The following is a 24,886-nucleotide window of genomic DNA, read 5'->3' as shown; positions in this document are numbered from 1 at the left end:
GACGACAACGCTGCCTTCTGTTGCCCTGAACGGGTCCTCCCGCTCCTCACACCGGGCGGGGGAGGCCCGATGAGTGGCGGTCTGGTTGCACTCCTGGACGATGTCGCGGCCATCGCGCGGATCGCCGCAGCGTCCGTCGACGACGTCGCCGCGGCCGCCGGCCGGGCCAGCACCAAGGCCATGGGGGTGGTGATCGACGACGCGGCCGTCACCCCGCGCTACGTCACCGGGGCGAAGGCGGCGCGCGAGCTGCCGATCATCAAGAAGATCGCGATCGGCTCGATCCGCAACAAGCTGCTCTTCATCCTCCCGGCGCTGATGCTGCTCAGTCAGTTCGCGCCGTGGACGCTGACGCCGATCCTCATGCTGGGCGGGACCTACCTGTGTTTCGAGGGCGCAGAGAAGGTCTATGAGCTGGTCAGCGGTCACCACGAGGGCGACCCGGACACGCCCGCGGTCGAGCAGGGGCCGGAGCAGGAGGACAAGATGGTCCGCGGGGCCATCACGACCGACTTCATCCTGTCCGCGGAGATCATGGTGATCTCGCTGAATGAGGTGGCCACCGAGGGGTTCGTCAGCCGGCTGCTCATCCTGATCCTCGTCGCGATCGGCATCACGGCGCTGGTCTATGGCGCGGTGGCCCTCATCGTCAAGCTGGACGACATCGGACTCCGGCTCGCCGAGCACAAGAGCGACTTCTCCACGAAGCTGGGCATGGGCCTGGTCAAGGCCATGCCGATCATCCTCAGCCTCCTCTCCACGGTCGGCATCGCGGCCATGCTGTGGGTCGGCGGCCACATCATCCTCGTGGGCATGGACGACCTGGGTTTCCACCTCATCTACGGCTGGGTGCACAGCGCCGAGGAGGTCGTGGCCTCCTGGATCCCGGCCATCGGCGGCGCCCTGTCCTGGCTGACGAACACCCTCGCCTCCGCTGTCCTCGGCCTCGTCTGGGGCGCCGTCATCGTCGCGGTGATGCACGTCCTGCCGTTCGGCCGCAAGAACCCCGTCCACTGAGCGCCTCCCCGGCAGGTGGTTCGCCGCGGCAGCGTGCGGCGGCTGGCAGCGGCATCCGAAACGGGTTGGGACCGGGAGCGGCAGGGCAGATAGCCTCGAGCCGTGACTGAACTTCCCACCCCGCCCGTCGCCGCGAAGATCGAGCACCTGCGGGAGCACCACGGCGAGACCGTCAACGACCCCTACGAGTGGCTCCGCGACAAGAGCAAGCCCGAGGTCATCGCGCACCTGGAGGCCGAGAACGCCTACACGGAGGCGATGACCGGTCACCTCGCCGAGCTCTCCGAGGCGGTCTTCACCGAGATCAAGAGTCGCACGCAGCAGACCGACCTGTCGGTGCCGGTGCGGCACGGCCAGTGGTGGTACTACTCCCGCACGGTCGAGGGTCAGCAGTACGCGATCCACGCCCGCATCGCCGTGGCCGACAGCCCGGAGCGGCCCGAGCTCGTCAGCGACGGTGCGCCGCAGCACGAGCAGGTGCTGCTCGACGGCAACGCGGAGGCCGAGGGGGAGTCGTTCCTGTCCTTCGGCGCCTTCGAGGTCAGCCATGACGCGACGCGGCTGGCCTACTCGGTCGACACCACCGGCGACGAGCGGTTCACCGTGCGGCTGAAGGACCTGACGACCGGCGAGGTGACCGAGCCGGGGATCGAGGGCGTGGGATACGGCCTGGCCTGGTCCGCCGACGGCAGCCACCTGTTCTACACCCGCGTCGACGACGCGTGGCGCCCGTTCCAGGTGTGGCGCCACGAGCTGGACGGCAGCGGCGAGGACACGCTCGTCTTCCAGGAGGACGACGAGCGCTTCTGGATGGGTCTGGACACCTCCCGCGACGAGACCCACCTCGTGATCGGGCTGGGCACCAAGAACACCTCCGAGTACCGGATCCTGTCCACCGCCGACCCGCTCGGCGAGTTCCGCGTGGTCTCCCCCCGCGAGGAGGGCGTGGAGTATGCCGTGGAGGTCGCCGGGGAGGACCTCTGGATCGTCCACAACAAGAACCACCGCGACTCCGAGCTCGCCCGGGCCCCGCTCGGCGCGACCTCGTCCGCGGACTGGACACCCGTCATACCGGGCCAGGACGGTCAGCGGATCGTCGGCGTCGACGCCTTCGCCAGCCACCTGGCCGTCTCCCTGCGCCGCGACGGCCTGAGCCAGGTGCTCGTGCTGCCGCTCGACAGCGACAGCGGTGTCGGTGAGGGATACCAGGTGCCGGTCGAGGAGGTGCTCTACAACATCGACACCGGCAACAACCCGGCCCACGACACCGCCACCCTCCAGGTGGTGATCGAGTCGCTGGTCACGCCGCGGTCGGTCTACGACGTCGACCTGGCCAGCGGTGCGCTGACCCTGCTCAAGCGCCAGCCGGTGCTGGGTGGCTACGACCCGGCCGACTACGTGCAGCACCGCCTGTGGGCCACCGCCGCCGACGGCACGAGGGTCCCGATCTCACTGGTCGCGCGCAAGGACGTGCAGCCCGACGGGACGGCGCCGGGGCTGCTCTACGGCTACGGCTCCTACGAGATCTCCATCGACCCGTACTTCTCCGTCGCCCGGCTGTCCTACCTGGACCGCGGTGTCGTCTACGCCATCGCGCACATCCGGGGTGGCGGCGAGATGGGGCGCGGCTGGTACGAGAACGGCCGGATGGAGCACAAGAAGAACACCTTCACCGACTTCGTGGCCTGCGCCGACGAGCTGGTCGGCTCCGGCTGGGTGGCACCGGACCGGTTGGCCGCTGCCGGCGGCTCGGCCGGTGGGCTGCTCATGGGGGCGGTGCTCAACCTGGCGCCGGAGAAGTTCCGCGCCGTGCACGCTGCCGTGCCCTTCGTCGACGCGCTCACCACGATCCTGGACCCCTCGCTGCCGCTGACGGTCGGGGAGTGGGAGGAGTGGGGCAACCCCCTGGAGGACGCGAGTGTCTACGAGTACATGCGCTCCTACACGCCCTACGAGAACATCCGCGCCGTCGACTACCCGGCCATCCTGGCCACAACCGGTCTGAACGACACGCGGGTCTTCTTCGTCGAGCCGGCCAAGTGGGTGGCGCGCCTGCGGGAGACGGTCACCAGCAACCCGGCGGAGCGCCCGATCCTGCTGAAGACCGAGATGGTGGCCGGGCACGGCGGGAAGACCGGCCGGTATGACGCGTGGCGGGAGACGGCCTTCGAGGTCGCCTTCCTGCTGGACCAGCTGGGCGCGGCCGGCTGACCGGGCAGCCCGGCGGCCGGGTGGCTCCTGGCGTGTGGATGCGCGAGGGGCGTGGTGCGGCGTAGCCTCGGAGGACGCCGATCCACAGGAGGATGTGCCATGGACCTGATGACACGCGCCGAGTTCGAGGAGCTCGTCGGCGAGGGTGTGGGGCCCCGGGTGTCGGCCTTCGTGCCGACCCACCGCGCCGGCCACGTCAGGGACGGGGACGGGGACCGTCTGCGGTGGAAGAACCTGCTGGTGGCTGTCGAGAACCGCCTGCTCGAGGACGGGTTGGGCCGCGACGCGGTCAAGGAGCTGCTCGCGCCCGCGTGGTCGTTGCACGGTGACGGCATGGCGTGGAGCTACATGGGCGACGGGCTCGCCATGTTCCTGCGGCCCGGCTGGCACGCCACCTACCGGGTCCCGCTCGACCTGCCCGAGCTCGCCACCGTCGGGTCCGACTTCGTGCTGACGCCGGTGCTGCCGCTGCTCAGCGACCGCAACTATGTGGTCCTCACCGTCAGCCAGAAGAACGTGCGCGTGCTGCGCGGGAGCCGCGACCAGATCAACGAGCTCGACGTGCCGTCCGTGCCCAGGGCCTTCGAGGACGTCATGACGCGTGAGGGTCCCCAGTCCGACACGGTGCCGCGACCCAACGCCTCCGGTCGGCCCAGCCAGGGCGGAGCCGTCTACTACGGCGCGAGCTCGCTGGACAACGTGCACAAGGAGGATCTCGTGGAGTTCCTCAGGGAGGTCGCTCGAGGTGTCGAGGACCACCTGGCCGGTCGGACGATCCCGCTGATCCTGGCCGGGTTGCCGGAGTGGGTCGCGCTCTACCGGGAGATCAGCTCCTATCCTCACCTGATCGATCCGGCGATCGAGCGGAACCCCGACGACATGCCGGTGGACGACCTGCGCCGCGCCGCGTGGGAGCTCGTGGCGGAGCGTCTGTCCCGGGAGAACGCAACGCTCCTGGACCGGCTCCACGAGCAGTTCGCCCGTGGACGTGGTGTCGTCGGGTTCGAGGAGACCTGCCGCGCCGCCCACGAGGGGCGCGTCGACACGCTCCTGCTGCCGCCAGAGACCTCCTCGGCCGAACCTCCCGGCACCCGGCCGGTCGTCCGGCTGGTGGATTACCCCGACTATGCGCTCGTCGCCTCCGCCGTGGGGGCCACGTTGCGCACGGGAGGCGCCATCCGGGTGGTCGACGAGCTCCCGGGCGTCGTCCCGGCCGCAGCCGTGGTGCGTTACTGAGGCCATGGCCAACCCCGGCTGCGCCTTCTGCGCGATCGTCCGCGGTGAGGACTCCGCGGAGGTCGTGCTGCAGACCCGTGAGGTCGTGGCCTTCCTCGACCGCCGGCCCGTGTTCAAGGGCCACGTGCTGGTCGTCCCGCGCGAGCACATCGTCACGCTGACCGACCTGCCCGACGAGCTGCTCGAGCCGCTGTTCGCCGCGTCGCGACTGATGGCGGCCACCGTCAGGTCGGCGCTGGGCAGCACCGGGTCCTTCGTCGCGATGAACAACGTCGTCAGCCAGTCGGTGCCCCACCTCCACGTGCACGTGGTGCCCCGCACCAAGGGAGACGGCCTCCGCGGGTTCTTCTGGCCGCGCACCAGGTACGCCGACGGCGAGATCACCGAGTATGCCGACCGGTTGCGGGCGGCGCTCGCGGCCACCGGCGACGCTGGCCCCGTCGACGACGGTGACCCCCTCCTGTCGGGACGGTCACCGCTGCCCGCAACCGCACGGCATACCGAGAAGGGTCCGGGATGAGCAGCGTCGCACCGCCCTCACCGATGCCGGAGCACGTGGCCGCCGACCTGGCCGGACTGCGCGCGGCCCTCGACGAGCAGGTCGTGCCGAAGACCCCGGACAACCTGCTGATCGGCACCTGGAACATCCGGGTGCTCGGCGGCTACACGGACAGGTGGACCTCGCAGGACAGCGACAGCCCCAAGCGGGACTGGCACGCGATGGCGGCGATCGCCGAGGTGATCAGGCGGTTCGACGTGACGGCGGTCCAGGAGACCCGGCGGGACACGCGGGCGCTGTTCGCGATCCTGTCGCTCCTGGGGGAGGCCTACCGGGTGATCGCCTCGGACGTGACCGAGGGCGACCAGGGCAACGACGAGCGGCTGGCCTACGTCTATGACAGCACCCGGGTGCAGCCCTCCGGTCTGGTCGGGGAGATCGTGCTGCCGCCGGAGGCCGAGGGAGAGGTCAAGCAGTTCGCGCGCACGCCGTATGCCGCGGGGTTCGTGCGCAGCGGCGTCGAGTTCATCCTGACGACCGTGCACGTCCTGTGGGGCAAACGGCCCGAGGACCGGCTCCCGGAGCTGACCGCGTTCGCGGAGTGGATGCGCAGCTGGGCCGACCGTCCGAAGGACTGGAACCGCAACCTGATGGTGCTCGGAGACTTCAACATCGACCGGCACGAGGACCCCTTGTGGCGGGCCTTCTTCGCGACCGGGCTGTATCCGCCCGCGGTGCTGCGCGACGTGCCGCGGACGATCTTCGACGATGACCACGAGCACCACTTCTATGACCAGATCTCCTGGTTCACCCCCACGCTGCGGGACGGCCGGACCGTCTCCCGGCTCGAGGGCATCGAGTTCACCCAGACCGGTGGCAACGTCGACTTCCTCCCGCACGTCCTCACCGGCGCGGAGCTGACCCGGACGCAGGTGTCGTGGCGGATCAGCGACCACTACCCGCTGTGGCTGGAGTTCCGGGTCGGCGGGTGAGCACTGTGCCCGCGGATCAGGTCCTTGTGTCCTGCAGATCCGGGGCTCGAGCCCTGGGAATGCAGGACACAGCGCCGCAGCCAGTGGCACCTGCGGCGGGTGTGGCGTGAATGGGTAGATTGCTCGCGTGGAGCTGATCCGTGGGCGGGTGGCCAGGGCCGACCCGGCCCTGGAGATGGCGGCCTCGCACGCCCTGCTGCGCCGCAGCAGCCGTGGCGCGTCGGACGGCGCACTGCGGGTGTTCCGTCCGACGCCGATGGTCGCCTTCGGGCGCAGTGACGCCAACCGCCCCGGGTTCCCGAGCGCCGTCCGGGCCTGCCGGGACGCGGGCTTCGACCCGGTGATCCGCTCCGCGGGTGGACGGGCCGTGGCGTGCACGTCGGCGACCCTGGTCCTCGACCACGTGCAGCACGACCCGCAGGCACAGGCCGGCATGACAGCCCGGTTCGAGGACTACGGCGCGCTGCTCGCGGGAGTGCTGCTCGACCTGGGCATCGACTCCCGGGTCGGCGAGGTGCCGGGGGAGTTCTGCCCCGGCGCACACTCGGTCAGCGCCCGCGGTGAGGTGAAGCTGATCGGCACGGCCCAGCGCATCGTGCGCGACGCCTGGCTGTTCAGCTCCGTGGTCATCGTCGACGATGCGCCGCTCCTCGCTCCGCTGCTCACCACGGTGTATGACGCCCTGGAGATCAGGTTCGACCCGGCCTCGGTCGGCGCGGTCGCGACCGAGGCCCCCGACGTGTCGATCGACCTCCTGGAGGCGGCGCTGACCGCTGCCTACGACGACAGGTTCGGTCTCGAGGAGGCCGACTGGGACCCCACCGTGATCGACGAGGCGCGGGCCAACGTCGCAGATCACCGGACGGGCGTCGGAGGTGCCGACCGCCGCGACCACGTGGGGACGGGTGACTGAGTCGTCCCACGACTCAGTCACCCGTCTGCCAGAAAGGGCCCTCTCGAGGTCGTGGTCGGCGGCGCCGCGGGAGCGCTCGGCCGGTCCGACGGGTGCTACGCGTCGATGAAGACCGTCGTCTGGGTCCCGGCCAGCTCGTAGCCCAGTGCCTGGGCAAGCCGTTTGGACGCCTCGTTGTCCCAGCGGGCCCGCCACTGGGGGATCAGGCCGGCGGCCAGGGCGGCGTTGGTGCCGACCGCTGCGGCGAGCACACCGTAGCCGCGGCCGCGGGCACTCGGGTTGGTCAGGACGCCCATGTGCGCCAGGGCGTCCGCCCACACGACATAGCCGGCGCCGGCCAGGGGCACGGGCGACTCAGCAAGGGCCTCCGCGTCCTCGGCGCGGACCGGGACCTCCTCCGACTCAGCAGGCGCGCTCACGTGCTCGGCCACCGCCACCGGGGGGACGGGAGACCCGGCGGTGGCGCGCTCCAGGATCACCCAGCGGTGCGGCATACCGGCCAGTCCGACCTCCTCGACGTCCTCGGGAGAGCAGGCGTGCTCGAGTGCGGCGACGGCCGCCGCGTCCTGGGTGGTGGACAGGTCGGCGTGCTCGACGGGAGTGTCGGTGTAGGACAGCTCGGCAGCGCCGAGGGGTCGCGCGTGGTGGTCGGAGGCGAGGCCCATGAGGACAGGGAGCAGCGCCAGCTCCTCATCGCGCAGGTCGGCAGCGCGGTCCAGCGCCCACCGCGGGCCGCTCAGAATGCCCTGACCGAGGATCTGCACGAACGAGACGGTGTCAGCTTGCTCGTTGACACGCAGGACCCGGCTGCCGGAGCCGAGCTCCGCGACGCCGAGAAGATCGGCCCACGCCCGCCGGATGATCTGCTCGGTCCCAGGGCCCACCCCAGGAACTCTAGTGCCACTCTCGATAGCCTCAGAGCATGAGCCTCGATCGACCCGTCGCACCCAATCCCTACGACCTGCTGCCGGCCGTGCCGTCATTCACGGTCACCAGCACGGACGTCACCGACGGCCAGCCGTTGCAGGACGCCCAGGTGGCCGCCAAGGGCAACAACACCTCGCCGCAGCTGAGCTGGTCCGACGTCCCCGAGGGCACGAAGTCCTTCGTCGTCACCTGTTTCGACCCCGACGCGCCGACACCCTCCGGCTACTGGCACTGGGTGCTGGTGGACCTGCCCGCCGACGTCACGTCACTGGACACCGGTGCTGCTTCGGAAGCACTGCCGGGCAACGCCTTCCACGTCCGCAACGATGGCGGTGCAGCCACGTTCGGGGGAGCGGCGCCGCCGGAGGGCGACCACGTCCACCGCTACTACTTCGTCGTGCACGCCGTCGGCGAGGAGACCCTGGGCGTCTCTCCGGACGTGTCCCCGGCGGTCGTCTCGTTCAACCTGGCGTTCAAGACCCTGGGCCGGGCGATCATCCACGGCACCTACCAGCGCTGAGGACTAGCTGGTCAGGTCGCGCAGCGCCCCGTCCAGCGTCGGGTAGGCGAACTCGAACCCCGCCTCCGTCGTCACCTCCGAGGTGGCGTGCCGCCCGGTCAGGCCGAGAGCCGGGTCGGTGCGCAGCACGACGCCGCCGACGTGCACCAGCGGCGTGGGCGTCGGGGGAGCGGCCGGCCGGCCGAACCGCTCGCGCAGGGTCGCCATCAGCTCCCGGTTGCGCACGGGGTTGGGGGCCGCGGCGACGAGTATGCCGTCCGGCAGCTCGACGTCCGGCTCCAGCCCCAGGGCGGCCCGGGTCAGCGCCAGCCAGTCCTGGACGTGGATCCAGCTGAACCACTGCAGCCCGGAGCCGACCCGTCCGCCGAGGCCGGCGCGGGTCAGTCCGGTGAGCCGGTCCAGGGCAGGGGACCCGTTCTGCAGGACGATGCTGGTCCGCAGGATCGTGAGGTGCTCGGTGCTGGCACCCGACGCGGCCTCCTCCCAGGGCTCGGCCACGCCGGTCATCTGCGGGAGGGCGGCAGCACCGGTCGGCACGGGGCTTGACTCGGTCAGACGGGTCTCGCCGGCATCGGACCAGATCGCGGTCGTCGAGCCCTGGACCCAACGGGCCAGCCGGGTCTCCAGCTGCTGGCTGGCCTGCACCAGGGCCCGGGTCGCGCGGACGCGGGACTCACGCAGCTCGGCGATGTTGGCCTCGGTCGGGCGCGCGTCGACCAGGCGCCCGGCGAGGTTCACCACTGCTGTGCGCGCCGGGTCCTGGGCGAGCTCCTCGGCCCAGGGGCCCACGGTCATGCCGTCCCAGGTGAGCTGGCGGTGCGGGAGATCGAGGTTGACGGCGCGGGTGAGGAGCACGACGTCGTGGCCGCGGGTGGCCAGGTCCGCCGCGAGCGAGCGCCCCAGCGTGCCGGAGCCACCGGCGATGACGACCTTCAGCAGGCTGTGGTCCGGCTCGGGGCGCAGCATCCGATAGAGCCGGGTGACTGCCAGGGGCCAGTCCGCAAGGAGATCGGTGCCCAGGCTCAGCACGATCGCCGGGGTCATCGGGCCGGTGACGGTGACCTGCTGCTCGAGCATCGTGCCTCCGTCCGGGTGCTCCTGGAGAGCCCACCGGACCCGGGTGGCGCCGCCGGAGGCGGGCTGCTCGAACGCGAGGGACCGTCCCGGGTCGACCTCGGTCAGCCGCAGCGGCCCGGCGGTCCGCCCGTGCAGGGCCGCGGCCCAGCCGCGCGCCGGCAGGTAGTGGCCGAGCTGGCCGGGCACCACGTGGGGCAGCTGCGCCTCGGCCACCGCAGCCGTGTGCGAGACGTGCGCCCCCGCATACTCATGCGGTTGTCCGGGCTCCAGGGTGAAGGAGCGGATCGCGCGGCTCCACGCGGGCCAGCGGGTCGGGTCGCCGACGACCTCCCAGAGCTCGTCGGCCGGGATCGCGAGGTAGTGGCGCAGGGTGCGCTGCCAGGTCATAGGGGCAAGCCAACCATGCGCGGTCGCGTGGCCTGTCAGTCCAGCGCATAGGACTCGTACGGATTCGGAAAGGATCTGCCAAAGGCTCTCAGTGCATCCGGGAAGGGGACGGAACCGCTCCGACAATGTAGGGCATCCTGAAACTAGTCTTGAAAAACTAGTCGGCTGAGACTATCGTTCGGGGATGGCTACCAAGCGACCCGTGAGCAACCTGCTCGGCCTGGCGGTGCTCACGTATCTCACTCAGGGCCCGATGCACGCCTACGAGATCCAGCGCCTGTTGAGGGAGCGCGACGCCGATCGGACGTTCCGCTTCAGCTACGGCGCCCTCTATGGCGTGGTGCGACGACTCCTGGAGGCCGGCTGGATCGCGCAGGTCGGCACCGGACGCCGCGGCAAGCTCCCGCAGCAGACGATCTACGAGCTGACCGACGCCGGCGACGAGGCCATGCGCGACTGGCTGCGGGAGCTGATCGCCGAGCCGGAGCACGAGTACACCGCCTTCGGCGCCTCACTGTCCCTGGTCGTCGTGCTGCCGCCCGACGAGGTCGTCGAGCTGCTGCAGACACGCCTGGCGCGGGTCGAGGAGCAGCGCGCGGCGATCGCCGGCCAGGTGGAGCAGGGCGTCCGTGACGGGTTGCACCCCGTGTTCCTGGTGGAGGACGACTACCGGGCTGCGCTGCTCGACGCGGAGACCGGGTTCATCCGCGACCTGATCGGGCGCGTGCCCGCCTGGCGGGAGCAGTGGGAGGCGGCCCGGGCGGGCACGGACGGGGCGCAGTCATGACTGCGCGGTCCGCGATCGTCGTGGGCGGTGGGATCGCCGGCTCGACCGCCGCGCTGGCCCTGGCGCGGGCCGGGCTGCGGCCCACGGTGGTGGAGATGCGCACCGGACCGGCGCAGGACGCCGGGGTGATGCTGACCCTGGCGACCAACGGCATCGATGCACTGCGCGTCCTGGACGTGGACGGACCGGCGCTCGCGGCCGGGTTCCCGACCCCCGAGATCGTGCTGCGCAGCCACACGGGGAAGCACCTGGGTGCCACCCCGACCGGGGTTCCGCTCGCCGACGGCACGGTGAGTCACACCCTGCGGCGCGCGGATCTCAACACGGTCCTGCGCGATGAGGTGACGGCGCGCGGCATACCGGTCGTCACCGGCACGGTCGTGGCCGTCGAGGAGCACGCCGACCGGGTGCGGGCGGTGCTGTCCGACGGCTCGTCCGTCGACGCCGACCTCCTGGTCGGCGCGGACGGGGTGCACTCCAGGGTGCGGTCGAGCATGGACCCGCCCGCCCCTGGACCGTCGTATGCCGGACTGGTCACCACCGGCGGCTTCGCTCCGGACAGCGCTGTGGTCGGCCCGGAGCGGGATGGCGCGGGCACGGGTGCCTACGAGATGGTCTTCGGCAGGCGTGCCTTCTTCGGCAGTGCCACCGCGCCGGACGGGGTCGTGTGGTGGTTCGTCAACGTGCCGCTGGCCCCGGAGCCGGACCGGCGCGAGCTCCGTGAGGTGCCGACGGCCGAGTGGCGGCGCCGGCTCGCTGCGCTCTTCGCCGACGATGCCGGTGCCGCCCGGGCGACCATCGACGCGACGGCGGACTTCGCGCCCATGACCCCGATCCACACGTTGCCCCACCTGCCGAGGTGGCACACGGGGCGCTGTGTGCTGGTCGGTGACGCGGCCCACGCGCCGTCACCGACCTCGGGTCAGGGGGCCTCCCTGGCTGCCGAGGACGCCGTCGTGCTGGCGCAGTGCCTGCGCTCGCAGGACGACCCCGGCGACGCGTTCGCCCTGTTCGAGTCGGTGCGTCGCCCGCGCGTGGAGCGGATCGTCCGGGCCGCCGCCCGGATCAACAACAGCAAGGCCGCCGGGCCGGTTGCCCGACGCGTGCGCGACCTGGTGCTGCCTGCGGTCCTGCGGCTGAGCGCGACGAGCTCGCTCACGCAGTACGACCACCACCTGGAGTGGTCGGACGAGCCCGGGGCGCGTCAGCCGGCGGGTCGTCGCGGTTCGTGGGCCAGGGTGGGTGGTCGGTGATGAGAGTCACCGTGATCGCGGCTGCCGGGCGCCTCGGCCGCGTGGTCGTGGATGAGGCGCTGCTGCGAGGACACGAGGTGACCGGGCTGGCACGGCAGCCGGACCGCGTGACCGACGTGTGCCGGGAGCGCACCGACAGCAGCACGGGCAGCGGCCCGGGGGTGGCAGTCGACCGGCTCACCCTCGTGGCCGGCGACGCCCGTGACGGGGACGCCGTCCGCAGGGCCGTCGCGGGCGCAGACGCCGTCATCTCGACCGTCTCCGGCGGCAGTCGCACCGACCCGCACCGGGCGGCGGAGGCCACCCTGTCGCTCGTCCGTGCCCTGCAGTCCGAGGGCGTGCGCCGCCTGGTCCTGACCAGCGCCTACCCCATCGTCGCCAGGCGACCCGTGCTGGTGATGGCGCTGCTGCGCCGGACCTTCGCCACGGCATACGCCGATGCTGCCCGGGCCGAGGAGGTGGTGAGGGGCAGCGCTCTGGACTGGACGATCGTCCGGCTGAACCGGCTCGTCGACGGGCCACCGGTCGGCCCGCCGACGCTCGCCGCCGCGGCGGTGCCACCGCGATCGCTCACCCGGGTGGACACGGCCCGTCTGCTGCTGGACCTGGCCGAGGGGCAGGAGTGGGTGTCGGCGGCGGTCAACGTCGGTGGGGCACGGCGGCGTGGCAGGGTGGGGGCATGACGTTCGACAACGGACCACACCAGCAGGGGAGCCCGGGGCACTTCCCGCCGCCGCAGGGGGAGCCGGTGCCGCCGCCGCAGGGGCAGCCGGCGCCGCAGAGCCACCCAGGCCAGGTCCCTCTCCCTCCGCCGGAGAAGAAGCCGACGGGCAACAAGCGCAACGGTTGGCTGTACATCTTCCTGGGCGCGATGTTCGTGCTGCTCGGTGTCCTCGGGTTCGTGGACGACAGTCGCTCGGCGGTCTTCAACTGGCTTTTCATCGGCCTCGGGGTCATCAACGCCGTGATGGGTGTCCGCGCCGTGATCGCCTCGAAGCGGACCATCGACCCGTTCGCGCCGGACCAGACCGGAGGCGGCCGGTGACGGGGTCTCCGCAGCCGGTCTCTCCCGAGCCGCGGCCTGGCGCCAGGCACACCAGGGCGAACAAGCGCCAGGCCTGGCTCTACATCGTCATCGGGGTGGTGCTGGGGGCCGTCGCGGTGCTCGGGCTCCTGGGCGACGACCGGGGCGTGCTCGACTGGCTGCTGCTCGTGCTCGGTGTCATCAACCTCGTCATCGGCGTCCTGGCGCTGCGTCGCCCCGAGCCGCGGTTGGGCGACGCGGCGGACGGGGGCAACCCGGCGGGGGACTAGGGCTCGAGCAGCTCGCGGATGTAGGCAGCGAGCCGCACGGAGGCCTCGATCTCGACCCGTCGGATCGACACGCTCTCGACGTTGAACCCGAACGGCACGTCCAGCCGCCGGCAGAAGTCGGCGAGCTCGCGGACCATGGCGGTGCACTGCTCGTAGGACTCGGCCAGCGGGTCCTCGGCGTGCGCGAGCTGGTTCTGGAGCCAGCGGGGGACGTGCACCCCGAGCCACTGCAGGAAGTCCAGGGTCTTCAGCGACCCGCACACCGAGAGCGTGAACACCAGGTGCGCCGGTTCGGTGCCGCGCTCGCGGCAGGCGTACTTGTAGTCCGAGATCAGGTCCTTGGCCCACGTGAGGTCATAGACGACCTGGGTGACGAAGAACGAGCTGCCCGCCTGCTGCTTGCCGAGCATCCGCTCGTGCTCGTCGGCGCGCCGCGCGTGCCGTTCGGGGATCGCGACGCTGCCCAGCGGCAGGACACCCCCTGCGTCCCTCCAGAGCGACTGCGCCTCGCTCAGCCTCGTCCGCACGGTGGCCGAGCTCGAGGAGGCACCGACCAGGACGGTGGCGACGTGGTCCGGGTCCTGATCGGCCAGCCACTGCTTGAGCTCGGTGGGGTCGTACTTGCCGACGGACCGGTAGATGATCACCGGGCGCTCCCACCCGGTCAGGTGCCCGGCGTGGAAGCGGGCCGGGTCGAGTGTCGGCAGGTAGGGGAACGGTCGCTCGTCCGGGTTGCGGTCGACCTCGTTCTCGATGTCGTAGAGGACCAAGCCGTCCAGCTCCAGCGGTTGGAGCCGTTCCACCGTCACCTCAGCGATCCGGCGCAGATCCGCCTCAGTCGTCGTCTCGCGCGGCGGGGTGATGCTGAACAGCCGTAGGGGGTGGCCGCGGTCCGCGAGTCGCGCCCCGAGCCCCCGGGGTGTCTCTCCTGATCCCGTCATGTTCCCTCCTCCACCGTCACGCTACGTGGCGGCGCCCGGCGACGGACACCTGGGAGGCCCGGTCGAGGGCACCCAGCAGGTCGGCACGCAGGTCATCTGCCCGCTCCAGCCCGACGGACAGGCGCAGGAGCCCGTCCCGTATGCCGGCAGTCTCGCGGGCAGCAGCCGTCATCGAGGCGTGGGTCATGGTGGACGGGTGGGCGATGAGGCTCTCGGTCCCGCCCAGTGACTCCGCGAGGCTGAAACATCGCAGCCCCGACAGGAACGCCCGAACGGCCTCCTCGCCGCCGCGCAGCTCGACCGAGAGCATCGCGCCGAAACCGTCCTGCTGCCGGGCGGCGATCTCGTGCCCGGGGTGGGTGGACAGGCCGGGGTAGTGGACCGCCTCGACGGCGGGGTGGTCGACCAGGGTCTCCACGAGCACCTCGGCGTTCTCCTGATGGGTGCGGAGTCGGGCGTGGATGGTGCGCAGCCCGCGCAGGGTCAGGTAGGCGTCGAACGGGCTGCCGGAGATCCCGAGCACGTTGGCCCAGTAGGCGAGCTCATCGTGCAGTTCGGCGGTCCGGGCGATCACCGCGCCGCCCACCACATCGCTGTGGCCGTTGATGAACTTGGTCGTCGAGTGCACCACGGCGTCCACCCCGAGCTCGAAGGGCCGCTGCAGCACGGGGGAGAGGAAGGTGTTGTCCGCCACGACGAGTGCTCCCACCGCGTGGGCGGCCTCGGTCACCGCCGCGATGTCGGTGATCCGCAGCAGCGGGTTGGACGGGGTCTCCAGCCAGACGACGCGCGGTGCCTCCGAACCCGTGAGCGCCTGCTCGAGCGCGGAGGCATCCGAGTAGTCGACGCACTGGTAGTCGAACTGACCGCGTCCGGCGAGCGAGTCGAACAGGCGCCAGGTGCCGCCGTAACAGTCGTGCGGGATCAGGATCGTGTCCCCGGGGCGCAGCAGCGTGGAGACGCACAGCGTGATGGCCGCCATGCCGGTCGCCGTGATGGTGCCCGCGTGGCCGCCCTCCAGGGTGGTCAGCGCCTCGGCCAGCAGGTCGCGGGTCGGGTTGCCGCTGCGGGTGTAGTCGTAGTCCCGCTTCTCACCGAACTCGGCGAAGCTGAAGTTTGAGGAGAGATACAGCGGCGGGACGATCGCCCCCTGTGCGGGGTCGGTGTCGATGCCGGTGCGCAGGCCGCGGGTCAGAGCGGAGATGTCGGTCATGACGGTGCCTTTCCCAGGTGTCAGGCCGCCAGACGCTGGGTCCGGGTGCCAGACCATGCGGTTGACCGGGAAACGGCTGCACTCCTCAGGCGACGTGCGACGTCGTCCGCGAAGCTCCATCTTCCGGTCTCCTTCAAGAGGAACCGCAGGATGTGGCACCTTTTCCGCGGATTGCTCCCCGGAAGGCTGCCCCGGCTTCATCGGGCCTGTCCCTCTGCCGGTCGTGATGGATTTCGTTCGAGAACTTACCCCATGCGCCGAAGGAAACCAAGCCCAGGGGCCTGCGCGTGCGCGCCGCCCGAAGAATCCGCACCCTCCCCCAAAAAGATAGAGGTTTCGTACGCCGGAAACGCATTTTCGTAGAGGTTTCGCACGCCGTGGCTGAACGACTCCGTTGCGGCTGCGGTTCTTGGCTGGGCAGAGGGGGCGCGGGGGTGCGTTTGTGCAGGTCAGGGCTCTGTCGGTGGTGGCGTCTAGGTTTGATTCATGGCGCAGAAGTCAGCGGTTGGCAGCAGCGGTGTCACCGCTGCGGACTCTGCTGCGCCGACCCGGTCTGGTGCGGCGACGGACCCGGGTATGCCGAGGGGCGGGTCGGCGGGCTCGCCACCGGTTGGTGGGGGTTGGGTGCGGTATGCGCCGGTGATCGGGTCTGGGCCGTTGCGCCAAGCGCCAGCCTCGGGTCCGTTGGTGCCGGTCCCGGAGGTTGAGCGACTGGCCGAGCAGGAGGCCGCGGAGCGGGAGGGTGGCACTGGTGGTTTGTCAGCAGACCGCAGCACTGCTGATCGTGGTGTGCAGCTGACGGTGTCGGGTCATGAGGTGCCGGAGTTTGTGGCGGGCACGGCGCACATGGTGCAGATGCTCTCGGCCGAGTTTCCGTTGGGCAGCCTGCCGGAGCAGGGTGTCGGGGAAGCGGTCGGGGCGGCGCAGGCGTTGGTGCAGGCCGCGCAGTCACTGCTGGTCTCGGTCACGCATGAGGCGATCGGTCGTGGGCTGCCGTCCCAGTCGGGGCACTCGGTGCCGGACTGGATCGGGACCTGGGCCCCGGGCATTGACCGCTCTGAGGCGTTGGCGACGGCACGGATGGCCGATGCCGTCGATGATGAGCGGTTCGACGCGTTGACCGCGAAAGTCGCTGATGGCACCGCGCGAGTGTCCCGGGCCAATGTCATCACGAGGTTGACGCAGGAGATGACCCCGATCGCCACGGCCGCGTCGTTGCAGGCCGTGACGGATCTGATGACCGCCCAGGTCGAGACCACCTCGTTGGCCGGGATGACCCAGGTTGCCTCGCGGGTGCGTGAGGAACTGGTCGAGCCCGATGAGGACGAGGACGAGGACAACACGAAGGCCGCCCGGCGGTTGCTGCGCAAGGTCGGCACGGTCGCCGGCCTCACCGAGTGGCAGTTGCTGTTGGACGCGGAGGGCCAGGCGATCCTGACCGCGGCCCTGGACCCGTTGTCCGCACCCCGCCCGGGGGCTGATGAGCACGGGGTCCACCAGCTCGATCACCGCACCGCGTCCACCCGCCGGGCGGATGCGTTGCTGGAAATCATCGGCCGCGGCGTCGCAGCCCCGGAAGGCACCGTTCAGACGGAGAAAGCGAAGATCCACGTCACCATCGACCGTGAAGCCCTCGCCGGGAAGGTCGCCGGTGGTGGCCACGCCGCCACGGGGGAGCAGCTGTCGGCCGGGACGATCCGGAGGTTGGCGTGTGACGCGCAGATCATCCCCATCATGCTCGGCGGCCCCTCGGAGCCGCTGGACGTGGGTCGGGTCCACCGATTGTTCACCCCGTCCCAACGCAAAGCCGTCCTGCTGCGAGACCGAGGATGTTCCTTCCCGGGCTGTTCGATGCCCGCTGGATGGACCGATATCCATCACATCGTCCACTGGATCTTCGGTGGCGCCACGGACCTGTCCAACGCGGCCGCACTCTGTCGGCGACACCACGTCATCGTCCACCGCTATGGCTACACCGCGACCGTCACCGACACCGAGGTGATCTGGCACCTACCCGGTGGGCCCGACACCCCGACCGGACCACTGGTCGACACCTGACGCCCACGCCCCACACCCCGCCACACCAGCGGGGTCACAGGCATGTCCGAACGTGCCAGGCAGACGCTCGGGGGGCACGCGGCAGCGGGCCACGGGGCGGCTCGTTGCCGGTGGACGGCACGACGCGTCAGCTGGAGGTCCTCGCGAACTGTGTCCCGGCTCGCTCGGTCGGGGCATCCCAGTCCAGCGTCACGACGTGTGATGCGCTGAAGGTCTCGAAACGGGTGGTGGCCCGGACGCCCGGTTCCTGATATACGGCCCGGGCGTAGTCCCACAGATGCGGGTAGGTCTCAAGGGCCGGGCCCGGCAGACCATCGGCATTGGCCTGGGCATCGAAGCGGAGCAGGGTGACGATCACCCGCAGGTCGGCAAGGGTGAGCGCGTCGCCGATCAGATATGCCGACCGGCTCAGCCGTTCGTCGAGCGAGTTCAGTGTCTCCAGGAGCAGCGCGCGGGCCGCCCTGCCCTCAGGTGTGTCAGCACGGGCCGCGCCGACTCCCTGATTCAGGGCCGGGTGCAGCCAGGCCTCGGTCTCGTCGATCGAGACACGCAGCTCCTCGGGATAGAGATCCCGGTCCGCTTGTGACCCGAAGGTGCTGGCCAGGTCGCGGTCGAGGTGGGCATAGGTGTTGGACACGACCCGTCCGGTCTCCCGGTCCCACAGCGTCGGTGTCGAGACATGTCCATCGAAGCCGGGCTCGGTGGCCTCATAGGCCTGGCGCAACAGGGTGAAGTTGTTCACCGGATCGGCACCGGTGGGCTCGCGGAACGCCCAGCCGCGGCCGTCCCGATCCCCGTGGACATAGGACACCGACACGACAGACGTGTCAACACCGGCCACCGCCAGGACCGCGGTGGAGCGCTGCGCCCAGGGGCAGAACCACCCTGAATAGAGGTGGTAGCGCCCGGGCGTCGCGGGGAACTCGGGGCTGCCGACCCGACCGTCGAACCGCAACAGCGGCCGCGGGTCATCGGGAGCCTGCGGCACCCGATAGACGCCGTGCACGCTGGTGTCGGCCGGGCTGGCGAAGCTGCTCACGCTGCCACCTCCGCTCCCGGTGAGTCGACCTCGGAGACCGGGTTGACCGGCGCCGCCAGGGGCCGCGATGGCAGCTCGCGACGCAGCACTGGCGCCACGTCGGACTGGAACAGCTCGAGAGACGCCAGGTTCTGAGCCGGCGTGATGCCCTCTCCGTCAGAGTGGATGTGCATCACCTCGTGGCCGAGCTGCTCGTGATAGCGGTGCACCTTGTCGATGATCTGCTGCGGGCTGCCGATCAGGGCAGAGCTGCGCTCCAGGAAGTCCTCATACGACGTGAAGGATGACGGCACGCCCTGGGCGGCGAACTGACGGGCGCGCGCCTCATACACCGGACGATAGAGATCCTGGGCCTCCTGACTGGTCGGAGTGGCCAGGAACCCGGCGGTCCCGGCGCCGACGAGCGCATCGCCAGGAGCATGACCGGCGGCCGCCCACTGCTCTCGGTAATAGCGGACCAGCTCGGCATACGGCTCGATCGAGTTGGTCACGTTGGCGGAGAACAACGGCTCGCCGAACTCCACGGCAACGTCCACGGACTCGCGGCTGGTGGCGCTGCCGTGCCAGACCCGGATCGGACGCTGCAGCGGCTGCGGCCAGACCTCGGCATCCTCCAGCGGCGGCCGGAACTGGCCCGACCAGGTGATCTTGTTGTCGCGCCACAGCCGGCGGAAGACCTCATAGGACTCGCGGTTGCGCGCCCACTGATCCTCCGGCGTGACGTGGAACAGGTCGCGCTGCGCGGCCCCGTTGCCCTTGCCGATGATCAGCTCGAGACGACCGTCGGCCAGGTTGTCCAGCGTCGCGTAATCCTCGAACGCCCGCACCGGGTCGAGCAGGCTCAAGGTGGTGACCCCGGTGAACAGCCGGATCCGGCTGGTGCGCGCAGCGATGTGGCTGAGGATCACTGTCGGGGAGGAGGAGATGAACGGGCGCTCGTGACGCTCGCCCACGGCATACCCATCGAACCCCAGCTCCTCGGCCAGGACGGCCTGGTCAACGACATCGCGCAGTCGCTGGTGGGTGGAGACCTGCACCCCGGTGACGGGGTCGGGCACGTGGGTGATCAGGGTGAGGACTAGGAACTTCATGAGGCGTCTCCATCGGGTCGGGTGGGGCGACGGGTGCCGGCGATCGCGCCGAGCAGCTCGCGGGTGTAGGGGTGATCGGGGCGGTCGAAGATCTGGTGGGTGGGTGCCAGCTCGACCAGCTGGCCGGAGCGCATGACCGCCACCTCGTGGGCGATCTGGCGGACCACGCCGAGGTCGTGGGTGATGAACAGATAGGTGAGGTTCTCCTGCTCCTGCAGCTCGACGAGCAGCTCGAGCACCTGCGCCTGGACCGACACGTCGAGGGCGGAGACCGCCTCGTCACACACGACCAGGTCCGGGTTGAGCGCCAGCGCCCGGGCGATCGCCACCCGCTGACGCTGACCGCCGGAGAGCTCGGCCGGCCGACGGCTCAGGGTGTCCTCCGGCAGCGCGACCCGGTCCAGCAGGCGAGCTGCCGTCACGCGCTGACTGCGCCGGTCGCCGACGCGGAACGCCCGCAGCGGCTCGGTGACGACCTCCTCGACACTGAACCGGGGGTCGAGGGAGGCATAGGGGTTCTGATAGACCAGCTGCGCCCGCCGTCGCAGCTCGCGCCACGTCGCCCCCGTGGCGTGGGTGATGTCGTCCCCGTCGAACGTGATCGAACCGCTCGTGGGGTCGGCCAGCCGCAGCACCAGGCGCGCGGTGGTCGACTTGCCCGAGCCAGACTCGCCGACCAGGGCCAGCGTGCGGCCACGGTGCAGCGAGAAGCTGACGTCGTCGACGGCGCGCAGCACCGGGGTGCCGCTGCGGTGAGCGCCGCGGAGTCGAAACTCCTTGACAAGGTTGCGCACCTCGACCAGTGGTGCGGTGTCCTGCGACGCCCGGTATGCCGAGGCGCGCGCGGGCAGGGTGCGCGCGGTGGATCGTGGGTCACCTTCGGGCGACCCGTCTGCGAGCAGGGGTGGGGATGCGGCTGTGGTTGGAGATGGGCCTGCGGCCAGTGTTTCTGGAACGGTGCTGGCCGGCCGGAGGGTGGGGCCACCCAGCCCGGGAGCGGCCGCCAGCAGACGGCGGGTGTAACTGTCCTGCGGGTTGCTCAGCACCTCCTCGGTCGGCCCGTGCTCCACCACGAGGCCGTGGTTGAGCACGACGATCCGGTCGGCACGATCGGCGGCGACACCGAGGTCGTGGGTCACCAGGAGCACCGAGGTTCCAGACTCCCTGGTCAGCGTCTCGAGGTGGTCGAGGATGCGGCGCTGCACGGTCACGTCGAGGGCGCTGGTGGGCTCGTCGGCGATGAGCAGCTCGGGGTCGGAGGCGATCGAGATCGCGATCAGCACCCGTTGACGCATGCCGCCGGAGAGCTCGTGCGGATATTGCCGCATCCGCTGCTCCGGTTGGTCCAGACCCGCCCGCTCCAGCAGCGCGGCCGCCTCGACGCGCGCCCGGGCACGGGGCAGGCGTCGGTGGGCCGTCAGTGCTCCGATGACCTGGGCTCCGATCCGCTTGACCGGGTTGAGCGAGACCGTCGGGTCCTGCGGGATGAGCCCGACGTCCTGGCCGCGGATGCTGCGGAAGCGGTTCTCGCTCCAACCGGCGACGTCCTGTCCCGAGAGGGTGATGGACCCGTGGTCGATCTGGGCGTTGTCGGCCAGCAGCCCGATCAGCGCGTGCCCCAGCGTGCTCTTGCCCGATCCGGACTCGCCCACCAGCGCGACGACCTCGCCGCGCGCGATGTCGAGATCGACTCCGCGCAGGGCGGGGACGATGCCCTTGGTCGTCTGATAGCTCACGTGCAGGTCCCGGACCCGCAGCAGTGTCTCGTCGGCAGGCTGTTCGTGCGCGCCGGCAGGCTGATCGTGTGGGGCTTGGGTGAAGGTTGTGCTCATCGGAAGGTCCTCCACTCTCCGTCGAGTGCCTTGGAGACGCGGTTGACCGCGAGCACCGTGGCGGCGATGGTCAGTCCGGGCAGCATGGTCAGCCAGCCCGCGGTGGCCAGGAAGTTGCGCCCCTCGGACACCAGGGCTCCCCACTCCGGCGCCGGCCTCGGAGCCCCGTAGCCCAGGAAGCTCAGGGCCGAGACGGCCAGGATGGCGGTGCCGAACTCCAGCACGGCCAGCGCCAGGATCGGGCCCGACGCGTTGGGCAGGATGTGGCGCCGCAGCGTCACGTGCCACCGGGACCCGAGGGAGCGGGCCGCCTCGACATAGGTCGCCTGACTGACCCGCAGGGTCTGGGAGCGGGCGATCCGGGCGAAGCCGGCGATGCTGCCGATGGCGACCGCGATGGCCACGTTGGTGCTGCCAAAGCCCAGGGCCGCGATGAGCGCCAGGGACAGCAGCAGCGACGGGACGGCCATCAGCACGTCGACGACGCGCATCACCGCGTTGTCGACCCAGCCGCCGACGAACCCGGCGGTCAGCCCGAACAGGCCACCGACCACGGCCGCGATGGTGACCGCGAGCAGGGCCGTGCGCATGGACAGGGCCGTGCCGTGCACCATCCGGGTGAACAGGTCGCGCCCGAGGTGGTCGGTGCCGAACCAGTGCTGCGTGCTGGGCGCGAGCAACTTCTGGGTGGTGTCCCCGGTGAGCGGGTCGCCAGGCGCCAGGACCGACGGCGCGAAGGCCGCCAGCACCACCACGGCCAGGAGTGCGACGCTCAGCAGCAGCCCCGGCCGCCGCAGCACGAACCGGGCCGGCCGGGGGAGCGCGCCAAACCTCGCCGCGCCTCCTGTCTGCTGGACCGGCAGGGCGGCAACCACTGGGATCTGGCCAGCCGACGTGGCCTGACTAGCCGTGACCTGATGGGGCGTTGCCGTGCTGGGATAGCGGACCGAGACATTCGTGTCGGTGCTCATGCGCGTGCCTTTCCGACGGTGACCCGCGGGTCGGCCAGGGGGAGCAGCAGGTCGACGACGAGGTTGGCGATCACGAAGATCGCTGCCGCGAAGACGACGATGCCCTGGACGACCGGCAGATCCTGGAACCCGACCGAGGTGACGGTCAGGCGACCGACCCCCGCTCGGCTGAAGACGGTCTCGACGACGACGGACCCGGCGAGCAGGCCACCCACGACCAGGCCGGCCACGGTCAGCACGGGCAGGGCCGCGTTGCGCAGGGCGTGCTGCAGGTGGATCGCCCGGCGGGTGATGCCGGTGGCGCGGGCCGTCACGATGTAGGGCTCGTCCAGCGCCTCCTGCAGGCAGCTGGCGGTGACCTGCGCCAGGATCGCGCCGATCGGGATCGCCAGGGTGATGGCCGGCAGCACCAGGGACCGCCAGCCGTGCTCACCGAGGGCCGGCAACCACCCGAGCTGGAAGCTGAACCACTGCACCAGCACCAGCCCCACCCAGAAGGTCGGCAGCGAGACGCCGACCGGGGGCAGTCCGAGCAGGAACTGCTTGAGCCAGCGCACCTGGGTGAACGTTGCCACCAGGGCCAGCCCGACGCCCAGCACCACCGCCAGGACGAAGGCGCTCCCCGCGAGCTGGGCCGTGTTGGGCAGGGCAGACGCGATGGCAGCGGTGACCGACTGCCCGGTCTGGATCGAGGCCCCGAAGTCACCCTGGAGAGCCGACCAGAGCCGGGACCCGTACTGCACGAGCAGCGGGTCGTCGAAGCCGTACTCGGCACGCATCGCCGCCAGCTCCGCCGCGCTCACCGGGGTGCCCTCCTGTCCTCCGGAGGCCATTGCGGCCACGGGGTCGCCGGGGACCAGATAGAGGATGACGAAGGAGACGGTGTAGGCCGCCCAGAGCACGCCCACCGCCAGGGCGAGCCGGACCGCGATGTAGCGAGCCATCGGCTACTGCCCGATCCAGGCGTCGAACAGCTGGACGCGGGAGCTGGCGTCATAGGCGACGCCATAGACGGTGGGACCCGCGGCCAGCACGGTGGTCAGCTCCACGACGGGGACGGTGTGGTGGCCGGCGAGCACGCCCTCCTGTGCCTGGGCCGCGAGGTCGGCGCGCTCGGCCGGGTCGGCGGCGGCAGCCTGCGCGGCCAGCACCTGGTCGAGCTCGGAGGCCGGGAGGCGATAGGAGTTGGCTCCCTCGCTGGAGTAGGACGTCCGCAGGATGTCGGCGTCGGCCCGGGTCAGGTTGCCCCAGTTCGCCTCAAAGTCGCCCTCGGCGATGCGGGTGCCCCAGTCGGCCACCTGCCCCTCGGACAGCGTGACCTCGATGCCCACGGTGGCCAGCTGCTGCTGGATCAGCTCCAGGGTGGGGGCGTTGGTCGCGGCGTTATTGAACCAGAGGATCTCGAACGCGGCGCGCTCGCCGTCCCGCTCGTAGATGCCGTCAGCGCCCTGGGTGAAGCCAGCCTCCTGCAGAACCTGCTCGGCCGCGGCCGGGTCGTGACCCAACAGAGGCGACTGGTCGGCATACAGGGGGGTGGTCGACGACAACGAGCTCGTCGCCGGCAGGGCAAACGAGGGATAGACGGCGCCGGTGATCTCCTCGCGGTTGATGGCCAGCGAGATCGCCTCTCGCACAGCAGGATCACTGAGGACTGGGGTGTCGTGGTTGAGGTAGAGGCCGAACGGGATACCCGGGTTGGAGCGGGGGAGCAGTTGCACGTCGGTGCCGGCGAGGGCCAGCTCGTCCTGGGCGGCGATGTTGCCGATGACGTCGACCTCTCCGGACTGCACCGCGCCGAGGCGGACGCCGGACTCGGGCACGACGGAGAACTCCAGGCGGTCCAGATAGGCGGCGCCCTCGTGCTGCCACAGCGAGGAGCCCCAGGCGTAGTCCGCCCGCTGGGTCAGCGTGATCGAGGAGTTGGGCGTGTAGTCCTCCAGCACAAAGGGACCCGAGCCGATCACCGACGCGCACCGCTCGTCGTCGCTGCGCGCTGCGGACTCCGGGGAGAGGAGGCCGAGCGTGTGCGTGGAGGTGGCCTGCAGGAACTGGGCGTTGGGAGCCTCAAAGGAGACGGTCACAGTGTGCTCGTCGACGACCTCGGTGCCCTCATAGCCGGCCAGGTAGCCGCGGGCCAGCGTGGCGCGCGCGCCCAGCTCGGTCAGCCGGTCGAAGTTGGCCTGCACCGCCTCGGCGTCCACGGGGGCACCGTCGCTGAAGGTCGCGCCCTCGCGGAGGGTGAAGGTGAACTCGCTCGCATCGTCACTGATCTCCCACGACTCGGCGAGCCACGGCACGATCTCGCCGGTCTCGGGGTCCTGGTCGGTCAGCGAGTCCACGAGGTGGCGCACGGAGTAGATGGTGTCGTTGCTGCCGACCTGCGCGGGGTCGACGCACCCCTGGTCGGAGCCGACGGCGAAGCTCAGGGTGCCGCCCGGGGTCACCTCGTCGGGTGCCTGCGCGGTCTGCGCGGCGGGGTCGGCGCCGTTGTTGGCGGTGCTGGCCGCCCCGGCGCCGCTGCAGGCGGCGAGCAGGAACGCGGCGGAGCTGAGGACGGTGAGCCGCAGGGCGGCTCGGGAGCTGGGTGTTGTCATGGGTGTCACCGTTC

General features: G+C 70.8%; 23 protein-coding genes and 1 riboswitch. Of the genes, 13 read left to right on the top strand and 10 right to left on the bottom strand.

Annotation, left to right across the window (positions count from 1 at the left end; all coding sequences use genetic code 11):
• Nucleotides 1-69: 69 nt before the first annotated feature.
• The 6 genes from DA085_RS11385 (at nt 70) to DA085_RS11360 (ending at nt 6,868) form a co-directional block, all read left to right on the top strand.
• Nucleotides 70-1,017: a DUF808 domain-containing protein gene (locus tag DA085_RS11385; protein ID WP_109473081.1), complete on the top strand. Its 948-nt coding sequence runs from the start codon at nt 70-72 to the stop codon at nt 1,015-1,017.
• 102 nt (nt 1,018-1,119) lie between these two features.
• Complete coding sequence (locus tag DA085_RS11380; protein ID WP_109473080.1) at nt 1,120-3,228, top strand: S9 family peptidase; 2,109 nt, start codon at nt 1,120-1,122, stop codon at nt 3,226-3,228.
• Nucleotides 3,229-3,327: 99 nt separating this feature from the next.
• A complete protein-coding gene (locus DA085_RS11375; protein ID WP_109473079.1) occupies nt 3,328-4,464 on the top strand; it encodes a baeRF3 domain-containing protein in 1,137 nt (378 codons plus the stop codon).
• Between the two features lie 4 nt (nt 4,465-4,468).
• Nucleotides 4,469-4,984, top strand: coding sequence for an HIT family protein (locus tag DA085_RS11370; RefSeq protein ID WP_109473078.1), 516 nt, complete (start codon nt 4,469-4,471; stop codon nt 4,982-4,984).
• Nucleotides 4,981-5,955 carry an endonuclease/exonuclease/phosphatase family protein gene (locus tag DA085_RS11365; RefSeq protein WP_109473077.1) on the top strand — a complete coding sequence of 325 codons (975 nt, stop codon included), beginning with the start codon at nt 4,981-4,983 and terminating at the stop codon, nt 5,953-5,955. Before DA085_RS11370 ends, DA085_RS11365 begins: the two co-directional genes overlap by 4 nt.
• Nucleotides 5,956-6,082: 127 nt before the next feature.
• The gene (locus DA085_RS11360; protein WP_109473076.1) at nt 6,083-6,868 is read left to right on the top strand and encodes a lipoate--protein ligase family protein; all 786 of its coding nucleotides are present in this window, start codon (nt 6,083-6,085) and stop codon (nt 6,866-6,868) included.
• Between the two features lie 95 nt (nt 6,869-6,963).
• Here DA085_RS11360 and DA085_RS11355 read toward each other — a convergent pair whose 3' ends face one another.
• Complete coding sequence (locus tag DA085_RS11355; RefSeq protein ID WP_161958485.1) at nt 6,964-7,752, bottom strand: GNAT family N-acetyltransferase; 789 nt, start codon at nt 7,750-7,752, stop codon at nt 6,964-6,966.
• Between the two features lie 38 nt (nt 7,753-7,790).
• Here DA085_RS11355 and DA085_RS11350 point away from each other — a divergent pair, with 38 nt between their 5' ends.
• Nucleotides 7,791-8,315, top strand: a complete 525-nt coding sequence (locus DA085_RS11350) for a YbhB/YbcL family Raf kinase inhibitor-like protein (RefSeq protein WP_109473075.1) — start codon at nt 7,791-7,793, stop codon at nt 8,313-8,315.
• Nucleotides 8,316-8,318: 3 nt separating this feature from the next.
• Here DA085_RS11350 and DA085_RS11345 read toward each other — a convergent pair whose 3' ends face one another.
• On the bottom strand, nt 8,319-9,779 hold the full coding sequence (locus tag DA085_RS11345; RefSeq protein WP_109473074.1) for a DUF1731 domain-containing protein: 1,461 nt from the start codon (nt 9,777-9,779) through the stop codon (nt 8,319-8,321).
• Between the two features lie 184 nt (nt 9,780-9,963).
• On the opposite strand from DA085_RS11345, the gene DA085_RS11340 reads away from it, so the two are divergent.
• From DA085_RS11340 to DA085_RS11320, 5 genes are read left to right on the top strand one after another with little or no spacing between them, the layout of a single operon-like run.
• Nucleotides 9,964-10,566, top strand: coding sequence for a PadR family transcriptional regulator (locus DA085_RS11340; protein WP_109473073.1), 603 nt, complete (start codon nt 9,964-9,966; stop codon nt 10,564-10,566).
• Entirely contained in the window at nt 10,563-11,819 is a 1,257-nt protein-coding gene (locus DA085_RS11335) for an FAD-dependent oxidoreductase (protein WP_109473072.1), read from the top strand. Before DA085_RS11340 ends, DA085_RS11335 begins: the two co-directional genes overlap by 4 nt.
• On the top strand, nt 11,819-12,502 hold the full coding sequence (locus DA085_RS11330) for an NAD(P)-dependent oxidoreductase (protein WP_154402180.1): 684 nt from the start codon (nt 11,819-11,821) through the stop codon (nt 12,500-12,502). Before DA085_RS11335 ends, DA085_RS11330 begins: the two co-directional genes overlap by 1 nt.
• Nucleotides 12,499-12,864: a hypothetical protein gene (locus tag DA085_RS11325; protein WP_109473070.1), complete on the top strand. Its 366-nt coding sequence runs from the start codon at nt 12,499-12,501 to the stop codon at nt 12,862-12,864. The genes DA085_RS11330 and DA085_RS11325 overlap by 4 nt, the downstream gene beginning before the upstream one ends.
• The gene (locus DA085_RS11320) at nt 12,861-13,133 is read left to right on the top strand and encodes a hypothetical protein (protein WP_109473069.1); all 273 of its coding nucleotides are present in this window, start codon (nt 12,861-12,863) and stop codon (nt 13,131-13,133) included. Before DA085_RS11325 ends, DA085_RS11320 begins: the two co-directional genes overlap by 4 nt.
• On the opposite strand, the gene DA085_RS11315 is transcribed toward DA085_RS11320, so the two are convergent.
• A complete protein-coding gene (locus DA085_RS11315) occupies nt 13,130-14,074 on the bottom strand; it encodes a methylenetetrahydrofolate reductase (protein ID WP_237565453.1) in 945 nt (314 codons plus the stop codon). The genes DA085_RS11320 and DA085_RS11315 overlap by 4 nt on opposite strands.
• 16 nt (nt 14,075-14,090) lie before the next feature.
• Nucleotides 14,091-15,287: a cystathionine gamma-synthase gene (metB, locus tag DA085_RS11310; protein WP_109473068.1), complete on the bottom strand. Its 1,197-nt coding sequence runs from the start codon at nt 15,285-15,287 to the stop codon at nt 14,091-14,093.
• Nucleotides 15,288-15,400: 113 nt separating this feature from the next.
• Nucleotides 15,401-15,520, bottom strand: a riboswitch (SAM riboswitch).
• 454 nt (nt 15,521-15,974) lie between these two features.
• Between metB and DA085_RS11305 the strand changes: the two genes are divergently transcribed.
• Nucleotides 15,975-17,345 (top strand): HNH endonuclease signature motif containing protein, encoded by a 1,371-nt coding sequence (locus DA085_RS11305; protein ID WP_161958484.1) that lies wholly within the window; start codon nt 15,975-15,977, stop codon nt 17,343-17,345.
• Nucleotides 17,346-17,472: 127 nt separating this feature from the next.
• On the opposite strand, the gene DA085_RS11300 is transcribed toward DA085_RS11305, so the two are convergent.
• Genes DA085_RS11300 through DA085_RS11275 form a run of 6 tightly spaced genes read right to left on the bottom strand, consistent with a single transcriptional unit; the run spans nt 17,473 to nt 24,872 of the window.
• Nucleotides 17,473-18,384: a glutathione S-transferase C-terminal domain-containing protein gene (locus DA085_RS11300; protein ID WP_109473066.1), complete on the bottom strand. Its 912-nt coding sequence runs from the start codon at nt 18,382-18,384 to the stop codon at nt 17,473-17,475.
• Nucleotides 18,381-19,475, bottom strand: a complete 1,095-nt coding sequence (locus tag DA085_RS11295) for an LLM class flavin-dependent oxidoreductase (RefSeq protein ID WP_109473065.1) — start codon at nt 19,473-19,475, stop codon at nt 18,381-18,383. Before DA085_RS11295 ends, DA085_RS11300 begins: the two co-directional genes overlap by 4 nt.
• Nucleotides 19,472-21,307 carry a dipeptide ABC transporter ATP-binding protein gene (locus DA085_RS11290; RefSeq protein ID WP_109473064.1) on the bottom strand — a complete coding sequence of 612 codons (1,836 nt, stop codon included), beginning with the start codon at nt 21,305-21,307 and terminating at the stop codon, nt 19,472-19,474. The genes DA085_RS11295 and DA085_RS11290 overlap by 4 nt, the downstream gene beginning before the upstream one ends.
• Entirely contained in the window at nt 21,304-22,278 is a 975-nt protein-coding gene (locus DA085_RS11285) for an ABC transporter permease (RefSeq protein ID WP_109473063.1), read from the bottom strand. The genes DA085_RS11290 and DA085_RS11285 overlap by 4 nt, the downstream gene beginning before the upstream one ends.
• A complete protein-coding gene (locus DA085_RS11280; RefSeq protein ID WP_109473062.1) occupies nt 22,275-23,222 on the bottom strand; it encodes an ABC transporter permease in 948 nt (315 codons plus the stop codon). Before DA085_RS11280 ends, DA085_RS11285 begins: the two co-directional genes overlap by 4 nt.
• A 3-nt stretch (nt 23,223-23,225) precedes the next feature.
• Nucleotides 23,226-24,872: an ABC transporter substrate-binding protein gene (locus DA085_RS11275; protein WP_109473061.1), complete on the bottom strand. Its 1,647-nt coding sequence runs from the start codon at nt 24,870-24,872 to the stop codon at nt 23,226-23,228.
• Nucleotides 24,873-24,886: the final 14 nt, after the last annotated feature.

Source organism: Ornithinimicrobium cavernae (assembly GCF_003121625.1).
In the GTDB taxonomy this organism is placed as follows: Bacteria; Actinomycetota; Actinomycetes; order Actinomycetales; family Dermatophilaceae; genus Ornithinicoccus; species Ornithinicoccus cavernae.
Note: the sequence above shows the minus strand (reverse complement) of the source record. Positions and strands in the feature narration are given on the sequence as shown.

Coding starts and splice junctions, on each gene's coding strand:
- DA085_RS11385 (WP_109473081.1), top strand. CDS start 70: ATGAGTGGCGGTCTGGTTGCACTCCTGGACGATGTCGCGGCCATCGCG.
- DA085_RS11375 (WP_109473079.1), top strand. CDS start 3,328: ATGGACCTGATGACACGCGCCGAGTTCGAGGAGCTCGTCGGCGAGGGT.
- DA085_RS11370 (WP_109473078.1), top strand. CDS start 4,469: ATGGCCAACCCCGGCTGCGCCTTCTGCGCGATCGTCCGCGGTGAGGAC.
- DA085_RS11365 (WP_109473077.1), top strand. CDS start 4,981: ATGAGCAGCGTCGCACCGCCCTCACCGATGCCGGAGCACGTGGCCGCC.
- DA085_RS11350 (WP_109473075.1), top strand. CDS start 7,791: ATGAGCCTCGATCGACCCGTCGCACCCAATCCCTACGACCTGCTGCCG.
- DA085_RS11345 (WP_109473074.1), bottom strand. CDS start 9,779: ATGACCTGGCAGCGCACCCTGCGCCACTACCTCGCGATCCCGGCCGAC.
- DA085_RS11340 (WP_109473073.1), top strand. CDS start 9,964: ATGGCTACCAAGCGACCCGTGAGCAACCTGCTCGGCCTGGCGGTGCTC.
- DA085_RS11335 (WP_109473072.1), top strand. CDS start 10,563: ATGACTGCGCGGTCCGCGATCGTCGTGGGCGGTGGGATCGCCGGCTCG.
- DA085_RS11330 (WP_154402180.1), top strand. CDS start 11,819: ATGAGAGTCACCGTGATCGCGGCTGCCGGGCGCCTCGGCCGCGTGGTC.
- DA085_RS11325 (WP_109473070.1), top strand. CDS start 12,499: ATGACGTTCGACAACGGACCACACCAGCAGGGGAGCCCGGGGCACTTC.
- DA085_RS11315 (WP_237565453.1), bottom strand. CDS start 14,074: ATGACGGGATCAGGAGAGACACCCCGGGGGCTCGGGGCGCGACTCGCG.
- metB (WP_109473068.1), bottom strand. CDS start 15,287: ATGACCGACATCTCCGCTCTGACCCGCGGCCTGCGCACCGGCATCGAC.
- DA085_RS11295 (WP_109473065.1), bottom strand. CDS start 19,475: ATGAAGTTCCTAGTCCTCACCCTGATCACCCACGTGCCCGACCCCGTC.
- DA085_RS11290 (WP_109473064.1), bottom strand. CDS start 21,307: ATGAGCACAACCTTCACCCAAGCCCCACACGATCAGCCTGCCGGCGCG.
- DA085_RS11285 (WP_109473063.1), bottom strand. CDS start 22,278: ATGAGCACCGACACGAATGTCTCGGTCCGCTATCCCAGCACGGCAACG.
- DA085_RS11280 (WP_109473062.1), bottom strand. CDS start 23,222: ATGGCTCGCTACATCGCGGTCCGGCTCGCCCTGGCGGTGGGCGTGCTC.
- DA085_RS11275 (WP_109473061.1), bottom strand. CDS start 24,872: ATGACAACACCCAGCTCCCGAGCCGCCCTGCGGCTCACCGTCCTCAGC.